Origin of the sequence: Luteibacter aegosomatis, assembly GCF_023078455.1 — a bacterium.
In the GTDB taxonomy this organism is placed as follows: Bacteria; Pseudomonadota; Gammaproteobacteria; order Xanthomonadales; family Rhodanobacteraceae; genus Luteibacter; species Luteibacter aegosomatis.
Genome location: NZ_CP095740.1, coordinates 2903783 through 2921346, shown reverse-complemented (window position 1 = coordinate 2921346; position 17564 = coordinate 2903783). Strand labels below are relative to the sequence as shown.

The following is a 17564-nucleotide window of genomic DNA, read 5'->3' as shown; positions in this document are numbered from 1 at the left end:
GAAGTACCGTGTCCTCCAATACGTTCGGCAAGCTCCTTGCGGTCACTACCTTCGGCGAAAGCCACGGCCCGGCGATCGGGTGCGTGGTGGACGGTTGCCCCCCCGGTCTGCCGCTGGAGGCCGGCGAGTTCCGCGCCGACCTCGAGCGCCGCGCCACCGGCCGCTCGCGGCACACCTCGCAGCGCCGCGAGGCCGACGACATCGAGATCCTCTCGGGAGTGTACGAAGGCGTGACCACCGGTACGCCCATCGCGCTGCTCATCCGCAATACGGATGCCCGCTCGAAGGACTACGGCAACATCCTCGATACCTTCCGCCCCGGCCACGCCGACTACACCTACTGGCAGAAGTACGGCATCCGCGATCCGCGCGGCGGCGGACGCTCATCGGCGCGCGAAACCACCATGCGCGTGGCGGCGGGCGTCATCGCGAAGAAGTGGCTGGCCCAGCGCTACGGCGTGACGGTGCGCGGCCACGTCTCGCAGATCGGCGACGTCGTGCCGCGCGGCTTCGACGCCGATGCGATCGAGGGCAGCCCGTTCTTCTGGCCCTGGGCCGAGCAGGTGCCCGAACTGGAGACCTACATGGACGCCTTGCGCAAGTCGGGCGACTCGGTGGGCGCGCGCGTTACCGTGCAGGCCGACCACGTGCCGGCGGGGTGGGGCGAGCCGATCTACGGCAAGCTCGACGGCGAGATCGCCAGCGCGATGATGTCGATCAACGCGGTCAAGGGTGTGGAAATCGGCGACGGTTTCGCCGCCGTGGCCCAGCGCGGCACGCAGCATCGCGACGAGATCACCGCCGACGGCTTCCTCTCCAACCATGCCGGCGGCATCCTCGGCGGCATCGCCACGGGCCAGCCCGTGGTGGTCTCCGTGGCCTTCAAGCCCACCTCGAGCATCCTCGTGCCGGGCCGCAGCGTCGACCGCGCCGGGGAGCCGACCGAAGTGGTCACCAAGGGCAGGCACGACCCCTGCGTGGGGATCCGCGCCGTACCCATCGTCGAGGCCATGCTTGCCCTCGTGCTGATGGACCAGGCCCTGCGCCACCGCGCGCAGTGCGGCGACGTGGGCGGGGTGCCCCCGCGCATCCCCGGCACCGTACAGGCCTGAGCGCATGAGCAAGCCCAAGGTCTGGGTCTCGCGGCCCTTCTTTCCGGACATCGTCGACCGCCTGCGCGAGCACTTCGAAGTGCATGCTGAAAACGAAGAACGCCCGTATACGGCCGACGACATCGCCGCCCGGCTCGCCGACGCCGACGCGGCCATCGTGGGCCTCGCCGACCGCATCGACGCGAACGTGCTGGCCCATGCGCCGCGCCTGCGCTTCGTGGCCAACCTCGGCGTGGGCTACAACAACCTCGACATCGACGCGCTGACCGCCGCCGGCGTCGGTGCGTCGAACACGCCGGACGTGCTCAACGAAACCGTGGCCGACTACGCGTGGGCGCTGATGCTCGCCGCCGCGCGCCGGGTAGGCGAGGCCGAGCGCTGGTTGCGCGACGGCCAGTGGAAGGGCAGCCGTTTCGACGGCTGGCTGGGCGCCGACGTGCACGGCAAGACCATCGGCATCCTCGGCATGGGCCGCATCGGCCAGGCCATCGCGCGCCGCGCCGCGGGCTTCCGCTCGCCGGTGATCTACCACAACCGCTCGCGGCTCGATGCCGCTATCGAGCGCGAGTGCGGGGCATCGTACGTCGACAAGGCCACCTTGCTGGCCCGCGCCGACCACCTCGTCCTGGTGTTGCCGTACACCCCGGCCAACCGCCATAGCATCGGCGAGGCCGAGCTGAAGGCCATGAAGCCCACGGCCACGCTCACCAATATCGCGCGCGGCGGCATCGTCGACGACGCGGCGCTGGCCCGGGCCCTGGCCGACGGCACGATCGCCGCGGCGGCGCTCGACGTGTTCGAGGGCGAGCCGCGCGTGCATCCCGAACTCATGAAACTCTCCAACATCGTGCTCAGTCCCCACATCGCCAGCGCAAGTCGCGACACACGTCGCGATATGGCGGCGCTGGCTGTGGACAATGTGCTGGCGGCGTTCGGGCATGGTCCTCACGCCGGCCGGCCACCCACGATCCTCAATCCGGGTGTGCTGGCCGACGCCAGCTGACCCTCTACCCCCCCGCCAACAAGAGCGAAGATGAGCAAGAAGACGAGTTACAAGGTGGCCATGGTGGGCGCGACCGGCGCGGTCGGCGAAACCCTCCTGTCGATCCTCGCCGAACGGGACTTCCCCGTGAGCGAACTGATTCCCCTGGCGAGCGAGCGCTCGGCGGGCGGCACGGTCGATTTCGCCGGAAAACCTTGCGTCGTCAAAGACCTGGCCACGTTCGACTTCGACGGCGTGGACATCGCCTTCTTCTCCGCCGGCGGCTCGGTGAGCCGCGAGCACGCGCCGCGTGCGGCTGCGGCCGGCGCGGTGGTGATCGACAACACCTCCGAATACCGCTACCAGGACGACATCCCCCTGGTGGTGTCCGAGGTGAATCCGCACGCCATCGCCGACTACACGGTGCGCGGCATCATCGCCAATCCCAACTGTTCCACGATGCAGATGCTGGTGGCGCTGGCGCCGATCCATCGCGAGGCCGGCATCGAGCGGATCAACGTGGCCACCTACCAGTCGGTGTCCGGCGCGGGCCGCAGCGGCCTGGAGGAGTTGGGCAAGCAGACGGCCCAGATGCTCAACTTCCAGGAGGTCGAGGTCGAGAAGTTCCCGAAGCAGATCGCGTTCAACGTGATCCCGCATATCGACGAATTCCAGGCCAACGGCTACACCAAGGAAGAAATGAAGATGGTCTGGGAGACCCGGAAGATCCTGGAAGACCCATCCATCCAGGTGAATCCCACCGCGGTGCGCGTGCCGGTGTTCTATGGCCACGCCGAGGCGGTGCACATCGAAACGCGCGACAAGGTCACCGCCGAGCGCGCCCGCGAACTCCTCGAGCAGGCCGAGGGCGTGGTGGTGATGGACGAGCGCAAGGCCGGCGGCTATCCGACGCCGGTCGGCGACGCGGCGGGCAAGGACCCGGTCTTCGTCGGCCGCATCCGCGAGGACATCTCGCACGATCGCGGCCTCGATCTCTGGGTGGTGGCCGACAACATCCGCAAGGGTGCCGCGCTCAACGCCGTGCAGATCGCCGAAATCCTCATCCGGGATCACCTCTGATGAACCGCCGCGCCGCGCTCGCCGGTTTCCTGCTGTGCACCATCGCCCTCCCGGCGCTGGCCGCGCAGGCGACCAAGGCGAAGGCGGCGCGCGCGGAACCGGCCCGGGCCACCCGCGCGAGGCTCGATGCCACGCGCGGGCAGGTCGCCGCCGAAGGTGCCCAGGTGGAAAAGCTCAAGGCGCGGGTCAATGCGCTGGAAGCCGACTCCCACGCGGCCAGCCAGTCGCTGGACGAGCGGGACCGCAAGATCGCCGAGCTCCAGCGCCAGCTGGAAGCCCGGCAAAAACCGTAACGAACCCGCCGGATGCATCGGCGGTGCATACAGGGGGCACTCGCGGGCCCGCGGGCAACTTGAGGATGGCCTCAACGTTGTCTCGTAAATGCCCGTCGGCGCTATTGTTAGTTGTTGCTGGGGTGCACTACAGTGGCGCCTTCGCGGCCATCCGCCCACAGAAGGCGAGCCGCCGGCACGGGTATATGTTCGGGGGAAGCGATCAATGAACCGCACACTCAAGCTGTCCATCATGCTGGCGCTGGCCGCGGGCGGCGGCCATGCCATGGCCCAGAACCTCGGCCCCGCCCAGGTGCGGTCCACCATCGACCAGCCGCTGCTCGCCGAGATCCCCATCACCGGGGTGACGGGTGGCACCGGCGATATCCACGTCACGCTGGCCTCGGCCGAAGCCTTCTCCCGCGCGGGACTCAATCGCGAAGGGCTTCCGGTGGCGCTGAGCTTCGCCATGGCCAGGGGCGCCTCCGGCCAGCCGGTGGTGCGCGTCACCAGCAGCGAGCCGATCCGCGATACCTATCTCGACTTCCTCGTCGAAGTGAGCGCCGGCGGCAACAAGGTCGTCCGCGAGGTCACCATGCTGCTCGATCCGCCGGGCAGCACGCCGTCCGCGCCCGGCGCGAACGTGGCTGCCGGTCCTCGCCCGTCGCGTACCTCCGAAGTGCCGGCCAGGGTGTCCCCGGAGGCGCAGCCGTCGCGAACCGAAAGTACCGCACCGGCCGCTCCGGTGGCGGCGCCGTCCCGCGCCGAGGCGCCCGCGCCGCGCACGCACGCGACGCCACGCGCCCCGGCCGCGCCGTCCGCTTCCGCCAGCCAGGTCGGTCCGGTGAAGCGCGGCGAAACGCTTTCGGCCATTGCCCGCGACCACGCGGACGGCGCCGACATCAACCAGATGCTCGTGGCGTTGCAGAAGGCCAATCCCGACGCCTTCTACCGCGACAACATCAACGCGCTGAAGACCGGCGCCGTGCTGCGCATCCCCTCCGCCGACGACGTGAAGGCGCAGTCCGCCGCCGCGGCGCTGACCGAGGTGCGTCGCCAGAACGAGGCCTGGCGCTCGGGCGCCGCCCGTTCGCCGGCCGTGGTGGCCGATGCCGCCTCCACCGGTGCCGCGCAGGGCAAGGCCCGGTCGTCCGGTAGCGACGACCGGCTCGCTCTCGTTCCGGCGAAGGAGGGCGGCGAGGCCGCCTCCACCCGCGCCGGCTCGAAGAACGGCACCGGCGATGCCCAGGTGGCGGGCCTCAAGCAGGAACTCGCCACCTCCCAGGAATCCGTGGCCTCGTTGCGCCAGCAGGGCGAAGAGCTCAAGTCCCGCGTGGCCGACCTGGAGGCGATCAAGACCAAGAACGAGCGGCTGATCAGCCTGAAGGACAGCGAGATCGCCGAGCTCCAGCGCAAGCTGGTCGAGGCGGGCAAGGCGCCCGCGGCCGTGGCGGCGCCCGCCAGTGCGCCGGCCCCTGCCGCTTCCGCCGCCCCGGCTTCCGCCGCTGCTCCGGTGGCCGCGGCCAGTGCGCCCGCCGCACCGAAGGCGGCCTCCACCGCCGGCGAGGCCACCGCGGCGACCGTGACCACCACGCCGCTGAAAGCGCCCGCCGCCGTTCCGCCGCAGGCCGTCAAGCCGGCCGCCACGCCGCGTCCCGCGCCCGCGCCGGTCGAAGAAGAGACGCCGTGGTTCATGCAGCCGTGGGCATGGGGCGCCGGCGGTGTCGTCGTGCTGCTGCTCCTGCTGGCGTTGTTCGCCCGTCGCAAGAAGACGGTGGTCGCCCCCGTGGCGCCGCTGGCTACGCCCTCGCTGGCCGATCGATTCGGCGACGAGCCGCGCTTCGACGGGCTCGAAGGCATCGATCCGGACCAGCGCGAGATCCTCGACGCGTTGGCCGAACATCCCGATGACATCGGCCTGCATCTCGAACTGGTGAGCCTCTACTACGGCCGGGGCGACGTCGATCATTTCGAAGCCGCCGCCGAGGCGATGTACGCCCACATCTCCGATCCGGACCAGCCCGAATGGCGCGACGTGGTGGCGATGGGCCAGGAGCTCGCGCCCACGCATCCGCTGTTCGGCGGCGTACCGGGTGACGTCGACGAGGACGAGTACGCGTCCGATACCTATACGGCATCGACGCCCCATGAGGCGCACGAGGCCGCCGCGCTCGAGGAATTCGACCTGGGTCACTACGTGACCAGCCCCGAAGACGACGAACGCGTCGCTCCCGCGCCGCAGAAGCACAGCGAATACCACTTCAACTTCGACCTCACGCCGGTGCAGCGCGCGGAAGCGGAAACGCGCCCGAATGCGCCGGACGTGTTCGACGTCGACGCGCCGGCATCGCCTTACGTCGAGCCGCACGAAACCCACGCCCCCGCTTTCGGCGACGTGCTGGCCGAGGAGACGACGCTACCGGAAGACCGCCAGACCTGGTCGTTCGACGACGTGCCGGAGACCCCGGTGCATCCGATCCGGACCGAATCGCATCTGGACGTGCCGCATTTTGACGAGCCGCCGCGTTTCGACGAACCGCGCTTCCCCGACGAAGAGCCCCTCACGCTCGACACCTCGCCCGAGGGCTTCAGCGACGATCCGGTCGATACGAAGCTCGACCTGGCCCGCGCCTATCTCGACATGGGCGACGCCGAAGGCGCGCGCCTGATGCTGGAAGAAGTGATGGCCGAGGGCTCGCAGATGCAGAAGGACACGGCGAAGCGGATTCTCGACGACATCGCCTGATCGCACGGCGCCGGCCGTTCACCTCGGGCGTTTCGGCGTCGAGCCCGTGTCCGAAGGGGCGATGCAGCCCATCCCCGCCAGGGTCGCCTCCACGGCGTCCTTCAGCGGGGTATGCGGTTCCTCGCCGAGGACGGCCCGCAGGCGGCGATTGTCCAGGCGCAAGGGTTCGCTCCAGAGGTAGCGCAGCTCCCGGAGTTCGCGAAGCGTAGGCACGGCGGGGGCCAGCAGTCGGGTCAGCCACCAGGGAAACGCGGAGATCGTGGGGGTCTGTCCGTGTCGTCGAGCCACCTCGCGGATGGCCTCGGCCAATGCCGTTCCGTCGGCGTCCCAATGGCCGTCCATGTGGAACCGGGCGAACGGCTCCAGCCCGTCGCGCCGTTCGAGCAGGGCGCACATCGTACGGGCGACGTCGGGAAGGTAAGCCCACTGATGACCGACGCCGGCGTCGTTCGGTACGCGGATGTGCCTTATCGGTTTGCCGGGCTGGACCAGGCCTTGGGAAAACCAGCTGTTGGCCGCCCGCGGTCCGAAGAAGTCCCCGGCACGAACCACGATCGCTCGCGCGCCCCGCAGGGTCGCGTCGTACAGGCGCTGCTCCAGTTGAACCCGGATGCGCCCCTTGCGGGTCAGCGGATTCTGCGGAGCCTCCTCGGCGATCGACGGGAACGCGTCGGGGCCGTAGTTGTAGACCGTTCCCGGCAACACGATGGTGGCCCGTTCGGCGATCGCGGCGGCGATGGTGTTATCCACCATCGGCAGCACGCGCTCGGCCCAGTGGCGGTAACCGGGCGGGTTGACCGCATGCACGATCACCTGGCAGCCCCGGGCCGCCTGCCGTACGTAGTCCGGGCTCATCGCATCGCCGCCCGACCATTCGATGCCCTCGCGTCGTTCGGGCACGTCCATGCCGCGCTTGAGCGCCTTGACGCGCCATCCGGCATCCCGCAAGTGGCGTGCGACTTCGCCACCGATGCCGCCACTGGCGCCCAGGACCAGTACCTGCTTTTCCGAACCGTTCGTCATGGCGCTATATCTCTGGCAGGAGGAAGTCGCCCATCGTCCTCGCCATGCGGATGCGCTGGAATTGCCATCGACCTATACCGGCTATACATTTTCGTATGGGCGAGCACATCGGCTGGGAACACTACCGCACCTTGTTAGCCGTCCTGACGGAAGGCTCGCTATCGGGCGCCGCCAGGATGCTGGGCATGACCCAGCCCACCGTCGGCCGACATATCTCGGCGCTGGAGGCCGCTTTCGGCCAGACGCTGTTCACGCGAGGCCCGTCGGGGCTGGTGCCTACCGACGTCGCGCTCGCGCTCCGTGGACACGCCGAAGCCATGCGGAGCACGGCCGCCGCCCTGGAACGGGAAGCCTTCAGCCAGGGGCAGGGCATCCATGGCACCGTCCGCATCTCGGCCAGCGAAGTGATCGGCGTGGAAGTGGTACCGCGGGCCCTGGCCGGATTACGCCGTGACTACCCGGCGCTGAATATCGAACTGGTGCCGACCAATCGCGTACAGGACTTGCTGCAGCGTGAGGTCGACATCGCGATCCGCATGACGCCGCCGCAACAGCAGGCGCTGGTCGCGCGCCGTGTGGGTACCGTCAAACTGGGGTTGTTCGCCCATGCCGACTACCTCGCGCGGCACGGCACGCCCGAAACGCTCGACGGCCTGGCGGCGCACTCGCTGATCGGCTTCGATGACGAAACCCCGTTCATTCGGGCCGCCAGGACCCGGTTTCCACGGTGGGATCGGGAGTCGTTCTCGCTACGCAGCGACAGCGACGTGGCGCAGCTCGCCATGATCCGAGCCGGTGGCGGCATCGGCATCTGCCAGGTGGCGCTGGCCCGGCGCGATCCGGAGCTGGTGCGGGTGCTGCCCGATGACTTCGTGTTTCCGCTGGACACCTGGGTCACGATGCACGGTGACCTGGTCGGCAGCCGGCGTTGCCGGATCGTGTTCGATGCCATGGTGGCCTGCCTGGCGGCTCATATCGATCTCGCCCCGTAAGCGTCCGCAAACGACGCGGCTCCCACGTTCGTGGGAGCCGCGAGGGGATCAACTGTCGTCACGCCACCTTCTGAACCATATCGCCGCGGCGATCATCGCCACACCGGCCAGGACACCCAGGTAGAGCGGAGGGCTGGCGAGCGCGCTGTAGTGGTAGGCCAGATCGAACTTCTCCAGCGCCGAGGCGGGATTGTCGCCGTCGAAGTGGACGAGCTTCGAGGTTTCGGTCATCCAGCCCCCCGGCGTCAGTCCGCCGAGCAGGCGTCCCACCACGTGGCGCCAGTACAGGCTGGTGAACCCGCCGTTGCCCATCATCAGGCCCCACCATCCCACGAGCACGCCGCTGCCGACGGGAAGGGCGATGGCCCAGAGGAACGGCTTGCTGCGGGCCCAGGCGGAGCAGAGCATCAGCCAGCCGACGGTGGGCAGTGCCCAGAGCGCATAGAGCGGGATGAGCAGCACGAGGTTGATCATGACCTTGATCGGATGTGCCTGCATCAGCAGCGGCCACAGCGAGAAACCGTGGAAGGTGGCGACGCCGGCGAACATGATCGTCAGGGCCAGGCCCGCCACCACGCCCACCACCACGGCCACGGCCGGGGCGAAGATCACGGCGCTGGCGAGCTTCGACAGCACGGTGGAGGTATCCGACAGCGGCAGCGACTTCCAGAACAGGATGCTGCGATCGCGTCGGTCGTCGTACAGCGAGCCCAGGCTGTAGAAGAACACCACGATGGCGGTGACGATCATCACCATCATCGTCACGCCGTAGAGCAGCCCGTCGATGACGGCACCGGCCTGGGCCAGGTTGTCGCTGTTGTAGGCCATCGAGAAATTGGTGTGGAAGTCCCCACCGCCGTAATGGCCCTCGCCGAAGGCGATGAGCATGGCGTTGAGCAGGAAGCAGATGATGCCGGCCACGATGGGCGCGGTGATGAAGCCGCCCTTGTGCTCCCAGAACTCGCGCTTGACCAGCCAGTAGAAGGTTTTCATGCGTAAGTGCCCTTCATGGTGGCGACGAAGAGGTCGCCGATCGATGGGCGTCGGACCTCGCCCAGGCGTTCCAGCTCGGGCCGGCTGACGTTGTCGAAGAGGAAAATGCTCTTGCCGAACACCTGGCGCTCGTCCAGCGGTTTGAGCTGGCGGGCGGCCGCGGCGAATTCGGCGCTGACCAGCACTTCGCTGAAGCGCTCGCCCACGGTGTCCATGTCGGCGTCGAGCACGATCTTTCCGTCGCGGATGAACATGAGGTCGGTGAGGATGTGTTCGATTTCCTCCACCTGGTGGGTGGTGACCAGGATGGTCTTCTCCTCGTCGAAGTAGTCTTCCAGCAGGCTCTGGTAGAACTGCTTGCGGTAGAGGATGTCCAGGCCCAGCGTCGGCTCGTCCAGCACGAGCAGCTTCGCGTCGATGGACATCACCAGCGCAAGGTGCAACTGCACGATCATGCCCTTGGAGAGCTGGCGCACCTTCTGCTTCGGCTGCAGCTTGGTGCGGGCCAGGAAGGCCTCGCACTTGGCGCGGTCGAAACGCGGGTGGGTGTGCGCCACGAAGTCGACGGCGTCCCCCACCTTCATCCAGCGGGGCAGCACGGCCACGTCGGCGATGAAGCACACCTGTTCCATCAGCTTGTCGCGATCCTTGCGCGGATCCAGGCCGAGGACCTCGAGCTGGCCGTCGAAGGTGGTGAGGCCGAGGATGGCCTTCAGCGCGGTGGTCTTGCCGGCCCCGTTGGGGCCGATCAGGCCCACGATGCGGCCCGAGCCGATCTGGAAGGTGGCACCATCGAGCGCGGCTTGCGACTTGTAGCGCTTGGTGAGGCCATTGGCGGTGACGACCGCGGTCATGACGGATCCTCTGTGGGGCCATCGGCCTCACGCAACAGGGTTTTCAGATCGAGGCCCATGCGCTGGAGGCGGGCGTACAGTGCCGGCCATTCCTCGCGCAGGAAGCGCTCCCTTTCACTCTTGAGCAGCGCTTCGCGCGCTCCATCGATCACGAACATGCCAAGACCCCTCCGTTTCTCAACCAGTTGTTCGTCGACCAGCTCCTGGTACGCCTTGGAGACGGTGAGCGGGTTGATCTGGAAATCACCCGCTACCTGGCGCACCGACGGCAGCGGGTCGCCTTCGTTCAAGGCGCCGTCCAGGATCATGGCCACGACGCGTTCGCGTAGCTGGCGATAGATCGGGACGCTGTCGTTCCAGGTGATGGACATGTAGTTCAATCCTTCGCCGATTGGCGCAATGCGGAGCCAAACGAATAGTAGGGCATGCTCAGCTGTGCGCCGATGAGTGCGGCGGCACGGTCTTCGGCGCTGCGCCGGATGGCGTCGGCGGCCGAATCGAGTACGTGTTGGCCGGTCGGCATGGCCTGCCGCACCTCGGCGTCGGTCGGCTTCACCACGACGGCGGGGAGGTCGACGACACGCGTGCCGTTGATGTAGTGCGGCGCGGCCGAGAGTGCGGCGGCACGGTCATCGAAGGAGCGCAGGGCGAACACGCTGGTGCCGGCGATCAGGACGGATGCGGTCAGGGCGATGAGGTTCGGCGCTTTCATGGGGTTTCGACTCCGATGACGTGCTGGGACAGTGGGTTACAGGGAAGCGACGGTGTCCGTGGCGTCGGCGTAGACGACGATCGGGGCCATGTCGGTGACGTGCGTGCCGTTGATGACGGTCAGCGGCGGGGCCTTGGTGGAGGTGCTGCTGAAGACGCCCAAGGTGGCCATGGCGATGGCGAACGAGGCGGCGACGGCGATGTAGTTGACGTTTTTCATGGTGCTCTCTCCTCTAGTGCTCTGGGTGAGTGGTGTTGTAGTGAACTATAACACCAGATTTTTAGTCGTCAACCGGAATTTCGTGAAATTCCATATGACTTATGGCCTATGCCGGGGCGGGCTGCCGGGGTGTGCTGGTGGGGTAGCGGGCCGGGCAGTCATGGGATGCGGTGAGATGCAAGAAGGTTTACATCTCGCCAGACAGGGAGCGAGTAGCGAGAGGGAGTGGGAGCGGCGTTCGTCCGGCATGAAAAAAGCCGGCTCCCTGGGGAAGCCGGCTCTTCGGGTCGGAACATGCGATGGGGCTTACAACTCCGCCCGGAACTCCACGCCGATGATCCGCGGATCATTGACGAACGCCGTGCGATTGTTGAAGTCGATGCCGCCGGTGATCACCTGCTTGTTGGTGATGTTGCGGCCATACAGCGCGATCTCGCGCTTGCCGAAGTCCCAGTTGTAACCGACGCGGATGCCGCCTTCGAGGAATGGCTTGCTGCGGAATTCCGCGGAGTCGTACAGGAAGAAGTTCACCTCGCTGCGGTAGTTCCAGTCGGTGTAGACGAAGAACTCGCCGCTTTCGCCGTACGGGATGCCATAGCGCGCGGTCCAGGTGCCGATCCACTTCGGCGCGTTGGGCAGCGCGTTGCCGTCGATGAGGGCGTTGCCGGTGGCGTTGAGCGGGTCGAGCACGGTGCAACCGCCGCCGCAGGGGGCCACGGCGAGATTGCGGTCCTTGAGCTCGGTGTGGTTGTAGCTGCCGCCGGCGGTCATGTAGAACTGCGGGGTCAGGTAGGCCTCGAGGTCGAACTCGGCGCCGTAGCCTTCGGTCTTCTTCGCGTTGATCAGCTGCGTGACGTTGGTGGCGCCGCCCACCGCCGTCAGCTGCTGGTTGTGCATGTTGTACTTGTAGACGTCGGCGTTGAAACGGATCTTGTTGTCGTCGGACGTCGACTTGAAGCCCACTTCGTACGAGGTGATCGTCTCGGGCTTGGCCGTGGAGATCGAGTTGGCGAAGTTGATGCGGCCCTGCACGCTGGGGGCGCGGAAGCCGTTGGCCACGCGGGCGTAGACATTGGCGCGATCGGACAGCTGCCAGGTGGCGGTCAGGTCGCCGCTCCAGCGCGAGTCGGTGGGATCGGACGTGAGCGGACCCACCGGGCCGGTGAAGCCGAGGAATCGCTCCGCCTTGAAGTCGCGCTTGTCGTGCGACCAGCGCGCGCCGGCGCGCACGTCGAAGGTGTCGGTGAAGTTGTAATCGGCCGAACCGAACACCGCCCAGGCCTTGGTGCGCTGGCTCTGGTCCACCCAGCCGTTGAGCGCGTGGTTGTTGAGCGTGTCGTACGAGAAGTTCGCGATGGCGATGTCCTCGTCGAAGTAATACGTACCCACCTGCCACTTCAGGCGCTCCGAGCTGTCGTTGGACAGGCGGAATTCCTGGGTGATCTGGCGATCCTTGGGCAGCGCGTCGGCCGTCTCGGAATAGAACGGGGTGACGAAGCGGTTGCCCAGGCCCGGCGTGGCCGGGGTGCCGGAGGCGTCGTAGCCGCCGTCGACGTCGCCGAGGCTATACGTGGTAGCGCGCTCCAGGCCCGTGATCGAGGCGAAGTTGAGGTCGCCGAAGTGCCAGTTCAGGTGCAGGTTGCTGCCCCAGGTGAACAGGTGCTGGTCGTTGCGGCCGTCCTGGGCGACCTTGTCGCGCTGGAAGTCGGCCACGAACTGATCGCTGCCCGGCGTGATGGCGTTGGCGCGGTTGACCATCGCGCTGCCGTCGAGCCAGCGCGCATGCACGTTGATCAGCGCGTCGAAGTCGTCCGAAGCCTTGTAGAGGGCCTGCAGGCGCACGGCGCGATCGTTGTAGCCGCCGAGCGAGTCCTTCTTGCCGTTGTATTCGTTGTCGATCCAGCCGTCGCGATGCTGCGCGATGGCGGACACGCGGCCGGCCCAGTTGCCGCCGAGCTTGCCGCCGAGCGCCGCCTCGGCGTTGGCGGTGCCGTACGAGCCGTAGGATACGCGGGCGTAGCCCTCGGTTTCCTGCGTGGGCTTGCGCGATTCGAACTTGATCACGCCGGCGGGGGAGTTACGGCCGAACAGCGTGCCCTGCGGGCCGCGGAGCACTTCGACCTGCTCCAGGTCGAACAGCGGGAAGCCCTTGAGGATGGGGTTTTCCTGCACGATGTCGTCGTAGACCATCGACACCGGCTGCGAGGCGTTGAGGTCGAAGTCGCTGTTGCCCAGGCCGCGGATGTAGAAGCGCGGAAACTCGCGTCCGTAGGACGTTTCGGCGTAGACGCTCGGCGCGCGCGAGGCGAGCTGCAGCACGCCGTCGCCGGCCTGGCCGAAGGCCTCGAGCTTTTCGCTGGTGACCACCGTCATCGAGATGGGCACTTTCTGCAGGTCTTCGGTGCGTTTTTCGGCGGTGACGGTGACCGTCTGCAGCGTGGCGGTCTTGGCCGGCGCGTTCGACGGCTGCGCGTTGGACGAGGCGTCCTGGGCGATGGCCGTGCCGCCGGCGAGGGCCGTGGCGATGGACAGGGCAATGACGAGACGTCGCGGCGTGCCGCGCGAACTTGCGAAGGACATGTTTTGGGTTCCGCCTGGGGTGGGAGAGGTGCCTCGCCATGCGTCGGAGCTGGCCCCTGGCGAGGGCGCGTCTGGCCCGCATTATCCCTGTGACACGGTGATGACGAAAGGGCTGCACTCGCGTGCAGGCGGATGCGGGCCTGTCACGAAAACTGTCATGGAACTGCAACGGGGGCCCTATACCGTGCGGCTCGGCCGTAAGGATTTACGACGTTTTCGCACGTAGGCCTCCTGATCGCCGACGTTTGAGTATTTTCTCAACCGCCTTTCCGTGACATCCGGAGCTGGTTTCGCATGAAGAAATTTCCCCTTACCGCCGCTTTCTGGACGATGTGCGGGACCGCGGCCGCGGAAGGCTCACCGCAAGCGGCCATCGAGTTGTACGTGGATAGCGCCACCCGCCAGATCTACGCCGAGCCGGGTCCGGGCCGCCAGCGCCTTGGCCGGTTCGTGCAGGCCCCCGATGCGCCCGCCCCGGCCGTGGCGCCGGTGCCGGCGGAGCGGACGGTGGCCGCACCGGCACCGGCGCCGTCGTCGAAGCACTGGTACGACCGCATCGGCATCCGCGGTTACGTGCAGATGCGTTACAACCAGGAGGTCGGCGGGGATGCAAAGGATCTCAAATCTCCGGGTGATCGCTACATCGGCCGGGAGCAGGGTTTCGGTATCCGTCGTGCCCGCGTGGTGATCAGCGGTGACGTGACCGATCGCATGTCCATCTACATCCAGCCCGATCTGGCCAGCACGCCGTCGGGCTCGAGCACCGGCAACTTCGCCCAGTTGCGCGACGCTTACGCGGACCTCTGGCTCGACCCCGAAAAGACCTGGCGCATCCGCGCGGGCCAGTCGAAGATCCCCTATGGATGGGAAGACCTGCAATCGAGCCAGAACCGCCTGGCGCTCGATCGCGCCGATGCGCTGAATTCCGCCGTACGCGACGAGCGCGACCTCGGCGTATTCCTCTATTGGTCGCCGAAGGAAGCGAAGGAACGCTTCGCCTATCTGCAGAAGTCGGGGCTGAAGGGTTCGGGCGATTACGGCATGTTCGGCGTCGGCGTATACAACGGACAGGGGGCGAACCGTCCGGATCGCAACGACCGGCTGCATACGGTGGTGCACTTCTCCTACCCGTTCAAGTTCGCCAACGGGCAATACCTCGAAGTGGGCGCCGACGCGTACACGGGGCGTTACAAGGTATCCACGGCGTCGGCCACCATCGAGGGGCGCACGTTCACGCCGACGGTGAACGAATCCGATGCGGGGTCGACGGACCGGCGCATCGCCGCGCACGTGGTGTATTACCCGCAACCGTTCGGTTTCCAGGCGGAGTGGACCGTGGGCGAAGGACCGCAACTGGACGTGGCGCGCCGCACGATCCGCACCCGTTCGCTACGCGGAGGGTACGCCCAGTTGATGTACAGGTTCGAAGGCGTGAATGGTGTCTTCATTCCGTACGCGAAGTGGCAGACGTATCGTGGCGCGGCCAAGTTCGATACGAATGCGCCGAAGATGTCGGTGGACGAGCTGGAGGCGGGTGTCGAGTGGCAGCCGTCGAATGCCATCGAACTGGCGGTGGCGTTCGCCAACATGCGGCGTACCGACGTGAGCGCGGCGCCTTATCGTCGTATCGACGGGAAACTGCTGCGGATGCAATTGCAGGTCAATTACTAGATTCGAAGGGAGCCCTTTGCTCGCTCGGACGCGACGCGCTGGGCTCCTGCGTTCGCAGGAACGACGAGTCGCAAGGTTTGTCGTTACGCACGAAAAAACCTCACGTCGTTCCTGCGAACGCAGGAACCCAGCGCCTTGCGTTCGGTTATCGCGAGGCCTCACTTCGGTTTTTTCTTTCCTTCCGCCAACGACTTCTCCCGTACCGCCTTGAATTCGCTTCCATCCTTCCACGCCGGCCATGTATCGCCGTCGGCCAGTTTTTCGCCGAGCTTGTAGAAGGCCGTGACGTTCTGCATCACGCCGGTGAAATCCCAGCGCAGGTCGAACACGTCGGTGACCTGGTGGTAATGGTTCTTCACGTAGTCGTCGGCCGCGGCCTCGCCGGCGGCCTTGCCGCCGTCGACCATGTCCACGCCGCCGCCCGCCGCGAGGGCCGGCACGCCCGCCTTGGCGAAGTTGAAGTGGTCGGAGCGGAAGTAGTGGCCCTTCTCGGGCGAGGCGTCGCCGCTGATCGTGCGGCCGTCCTCCTTGAGGACGTCGGCCAGCATGTCTTCCAGATCGTTCTGGCCCATGCCGGTGACCTCCATGTCTTTCGTGGGCTTGGTGATGGGCAAGGCATCCATGTTGATGTCGGCGACCGTCTTCGCCAGCGGGAAGGGCGGGTGCGCCACGTAATACTGCGAGCCGAGCAGGCCGGATTCTTCCATCGTCACGGCGGCGAACACCACCGAGCGCTTCGGCTTGTCCTGGGCGAACTTGCCGGCGATTTCCAGCATCGCGGCGATGCCGGTGCCGTTGTCGACCGCGCCGTTGTAGATCTGGTGGCCCTTCAGGGAGGGGTCGCGGCCAAGGTGGTCCCAGTGGGCGGTGTAGATCACGGCTTCGTCGGGTTTTTCGCTGCCCTTGACCATGCCGATGACGTTGTTGCTCAGCGAATGGCTGATGTTGCTGTGCAGGACGATGTTGGCCTTCGCATCCAGCGGCACGGCCTTGAACCCGCGCACGCCGGCCTGTTTTTCCAGGTCGTCGAAATTCTTGCCGGCCTTGGCGAACAGGCGCTGGGCCGCCTCGTGGGTGAGCCACCCGGCCACCGGCACGCGGGGCGAGGGATCTTCGCTGGCCGGCAGGTCGAGTCGGGGCGTGGCCCAGCCGCTCTGCACCACGTTCCAGCCGTAGGCGGCCGGTTCGGTCTGGTGCACGATGAACACGGCCGCGGCGCCCTGGCGCGCGGCCTCTTCGTACTTGTAGGTCCAGCGGCCGTAATAGGTCATCTCCCGACCCTTGAAAAGTGACGGATCGTTGCCGTTCCAGCCCGGATCGTTGACCAGCACGATCAGCGTCTTGCCCTTCACGTCGATACCGTCGAAATCGTTCCACTGGGCTTCGGGCGCATCGACGCCGTAGCCCGCGAAGACGATGTCGGAGTCCTTGAGCTCCACGTCGGCCTTCGCCTGGAGCGTGCCCACGACCATGTCCTTGCCGAAGGCGAACGACTCGGTGCCGCCACCCTCGGCGACGTCCAGCTTGAGGGTGTCCTGGCCGGTCAGTTCAGTGGATACCGCCGGCACGGTCTGTACCCACTCGCCCTTGTTACCCGGCTCTAGCCCCATTCGCTTGAACTGCTCGATGAGATAGTTCGTGGTCAGGCGCTCCCCCAGGGTGCCCGGTTTGCGGCCCTCGTACTCGTCGGACGAGATCACCCGCAGATGGGCCGCGAAATCGGCGGCCGTGATGTCGGGCGTGAACGTATGCGGCTCGTTCGCCACGGCCGGCAAGGGCGGGGGCGGAGCGGTGGTGGCCTTGGCGGGACCCGGGGCGGGAACCTGGGCGTTCTTGTCTTCGTCGTGGGATTGGCAGGCCGCCAGGGCAAAGGCGGCGAGGCAGGCGAGGGCGAGGCGTCGCATCGGCGGGACATTCCCTTCGTATGGTCGGTCGTCGAGTGTAGCCTCAGCCGTGGGCGGCCGGGACGTTCGAAGATCGATCCAAAGCCGCTTGCCGCGTCCGGGCGAAACGGCGTTGCCGCAGCGGGCTTTTTCCGCACCTTGCGAATTTTCTCGATCTAATCTTAAAAATGGCAATTCGAGTATTCCTGACCGTTCACGAAAGAAAATGGCCGAAACCGTGACCCAGGTACCGGTTTTAGCAAAGGGATCGTGGACTTTCGCAGTCGCTGCGCGAATTCGGCATATTCACAAAGTGCTGGCATTTCCTCGCATACACCGTTAGTTATACGCATCGGACGGTATCGGCCAAAATGGATACCATCCGGGTTTGGAGTATTCGGATTGCGTGCAGGCAGGCCTGCTGGGGACGGGGGTTGTATGGGAA

Annotated in this window: 15 protein-coding genes; 7 read left to right on the top strand and 8 right to left on the bottom strand. The window is 66.8% G+C overall.

Annotated features, from left to right (window positions below; genetic code table 11):
• The first annotated feature begins 8 nt into the window (after positions 1–8).
• From aroC to L2Y94_RS13005, 5 genes are all read left to right on the top strand, one after another.
• Complete coding sequence (aroC, locus tag L2Y94_RS13025; RefSeq protein ID WP_247367137.1) at positions 9–1112, top strand: chorismate synthase; 1104 nt, start codon at positions 9–11, stop codon at positions 1110–1112.
• A 4-nt stretch (positions 1113–1116) separates the two neighbouring features.
• Complete coding sequence (locus L2Y94_RS13020) at positions 1117–2115, top strand: 2-hydroxyacid dehydrogenase (protein WP_247367135.1); 999 nt, start codon at positions 1117–1119, stop codon at positions 2113–2115.
• A 30-nt stretch (positions 2116–2145) separates the two neighbouring features.
• Positions 2146–3174, top strand: a complete 1029-nt coding sequence (locus L2Y94_RS13015) for an aspartate-semialdehyde dehydrogenase (protein WP_247367134.1) — start codon at positions 2146–2148, stop codon at positions 3172–3174.
• Positions 3174–3467, top strand: a complete 294-nt coding sequence (locus L2Y94_RS13010) for a hypothetical protein (RefSeq protein WP_247367133.1) — start codon at positions 3174–3176, stop codon at positions 3465–3467. Before L2Y94_RS13015 ends, L2Y94_RS13010 begins: the two co-directional genes overlap by 1 nt.
• A gap of 205 nt (positions 3468–3672) precedes the next feature.
• Positions 3673–6192, top strand: a complete 2520-nt coding sequence (locus L2Y94_RS13005; protein ID WP_247367132.1) for a motility hub landmark protein FimV — start codon at positions 3673–3675, stop codon at positions 6190–6192.
• An 18-nt stretch (positions 6193–6210) separates the two neighbouring features.
• Here the strand turns inward: L2Y94_RS13005 and L2Y94_RS13000 are convergent, their stop codons facing one another.
• Entirely contained in the window at positions 6211–7215 is a 1005-nt protein-coding gene (locus L2Y94_RS13000) for an NAD-dependent epimerase/dehydratase family protein (RefSeq protein WP_247367131.1), read from the bottom strand.
• A 95-nt stretch (positions 7216–7310) separates the two neighbouring features.
• On the opposite strand from L2Y94_RS13000, the gene L2Y94_RS12995 reads away from it, so the two are divergent.
• Entirely contained in the window at positions 7311–8207 is an 897-nt protein-coding gene (locus L2Y94_RS12995) for a LysR family transcriptional regulator (protein ID WP_247367130.1), read from the top strand.
• A gap of 48 nt (positions 8208–8255) precedes the next feature.
• Here the strand turns inward: L2Y94_RS12995 and L2Y94_RS12990 are convergent, their stop codons facing one another.
• From L2Y94_RS12990 to L2Y94_RS12965, 6 genes are all read right to left on the bottom strand, one after another.
• A complete protein-coding gene (locus L2Y94_RS12990) occupies positions 8256–9200 on the bottom strand; it encodes an ABC-2 transporter permease (RefSeq protein WP_247367129.1) in 945 nt (314 codons plus the stop codon).
• Entirely contained in the window at positions 9197–10054 is an 858-nt protein-coding gene (locus L2Y94_RS12985; RefSeq protein WP_247367128.1) for an ABC transporter ATP-binding protein, read from the bottom strand. The genes L2Y94_RS12990 and L2Y94_RS12985 overlap by 4 nt, the downstream gene beginning before the upstream one ends.
• Positions 10051–10425 carry a GntR family transcriptional regulator gene (locus L2Y94_RS12980; protein WP_144909127.1) on the bottom strand — a complete coding sequence of 125 codons (375 nt, stop codon included), beginning with the start codon at positions 10423–10425 and terminating at the stop codon, positions 10051–10053. Before L2Y94_RS12980 ends, L2Y94_RS12985 begins: the two co-directional genes overlap by 4 nt.
• Positions 10426–10430: 5 nt before the next feature.
• Positions 10431–10766: a hypothetical protein gene (locus L2Y94_RS12975; RefSeq protein WP_247367127.1), complete on the bottom strand. Its 336-nt coding sequence runs from the start codon at positions 10764–10766 to the stop codon at positions 10431–10433.
• Between the two features lie 36 nt (positions 10767–10802).
• Positions 10803–10985, bottom strand: a complete 183-nt coding sequence (locus L2Y94_RS12970; RefSeq protein WP_247367125.1) for a hypothetical protein — start codon at positions 10983–10985, stop codon at positions 10803–10805.
• Between the two features lie 306 nt (positions 10986–11291).
• A complete protein-coding gene (locus tag L2Y94_RS12965; protein ID WP_247367123.1) occupies positions 11292–13565 on the bottom strand; it encodes a TonB-dependent receptor in 2274 nt (757 codons plus the stop codon).
• A gap of 294 nt (positions 13566–13859) precedes the next feature.
• Here L2Y94_RS12965 and L2Y94_RS12960 point away from each other — a divergent pair, with 294 nt between their 5' ends.
• Positions 13860–15236: a porin gene (locus tag L2Y94_RS12960; protein ID WP_247367122.1), complete on the top strand. Its 1377-nt coding sequence runs from the start codon at positions 13860–13862 to the stop codon at positions 15234–15236.
• 158 nt (positions 15237–15394) lie between these two features.
• Here L2Y94_RS12960 and L2Y94_RS12955 read toward each other — a convergent pair whose 3' ends face one another.
• Positions 15395–17140, bottom strand: coding sequence for a M28 family metallopeptidase (locus L2Y94_RS12955; RefSeq protein WP_247367121.1), 1746 nt, complete (start codon positions 17138–17140; stop codon positions 15395–15397).
• Between the last annotated feature and the right edge of the window lie 424 nt (positions 17141–17564).

Excerpts from the sequence above, each read along its gene's own strand:
- L2Y94_RS13020 (WP_247367135.1), top strand. The coding sequence starts at position 1,117 with ATGAGCAAGCCCAAGGTCTGGGTCTCGCGGCCCTTCTTTCCGGACATC.
- L2Y94_RS13015 (WP_247367134.1), top strand. The coding sequence starts at position 2,146 with ATGAGCAAGAAGACGAGTTACAAGGTGGCCATGGTGGGCGCGACCGGC.
- L2Y94_RS13010 (WP_247367133.1), top strand. The coding sequence starts at position 3,174 with ATGAACCGCCGCGCCGCGCTCGCCGGTTTCCTGCTGTGCACCATCGCC.
- L2Y94_RS13005 (WP_247367132.1), top strand. The coding sequence starts at position 3,673 with ATGAACCGCACACTCAAGCTGTCCATCATGCTGGCGCTGGCCGCGGGC.
- L2Y94_RS13000 (WP_247367131.1), bottom strand. The coding sequence starts at position 7,215 with ATGACGAACGGTTCGGAAAAGCAGGTACTGGTCCTGGGCGCCAGTGGC.
- L2Y94_RS12995 (WP_247367130.1), top strand. The coding sequence starts at position 7,311 with ATGGGCGAGCACATCGGCTGGGAACACTACCGCACCTTGTTAGCCGTC.
- L2Y94_RS12990 (WP_247367129.1), bottom strand. The coding sequence starts at position 9,200 with ATGAAAACCTTCTACTGGCTGGTCAAGCGCGAGTTCTGGGAGCACAAG.
- L2Y94_RS12985 (WP_247367128.1), bottom strand. The coding sequence starts at position 10,054 with ATGACCGCGGTCGTCACCGCCAATGGCCTCACCAAGCGCTACAAGTCG.
- L2Y94_RS12980 (WP_144909127.1), bottom strand. The coding sequence starts at position 10,425 with ATGTCCATCACCTGGAACGACAGCGTCCCGATCTATCGCCAGCTACGC.
- L2Y94_RS12975 (WP_247367127.1), bottom strand. The coding sequence starts at position 10,766 with ATGAAAGCGCCGAACCTCATCGCCCTGACCGCATCCGTCCTGATCGCC.
- L2Y94_RS12970 (WP_247367125.1), bottom strand. The coding sequence starts at position 10,985 with ATGAAAAACGTCAACTACATCGCCGTCGCCGCCTCGTTCGCCATCGCC.
- L2Y94_RS12965 (WP_247367123.1), bottom strand. The coding sequence starts at position 13,565 with ATGTCCTTCGCAAGTTCGCGCGGCACGCCGCGACGTCTCGTCATTGCC.
- L2Y94_RS12960 (WP_247367122.1), top strand. The coding sequence starts at position 13,860 with ATGAAGAAATTTCCCCTTACCGCCGCTTTCTGGACGATGTGCGGGACC.
- L2Y94_RS12955 (WP_247367121.1), bottom strand. The coding sequence starts at position 17,140 with ATGCGACGCCTCGCCCTCGCCTGCCTCGCCGCCTTTGCCCTGGCGGCC.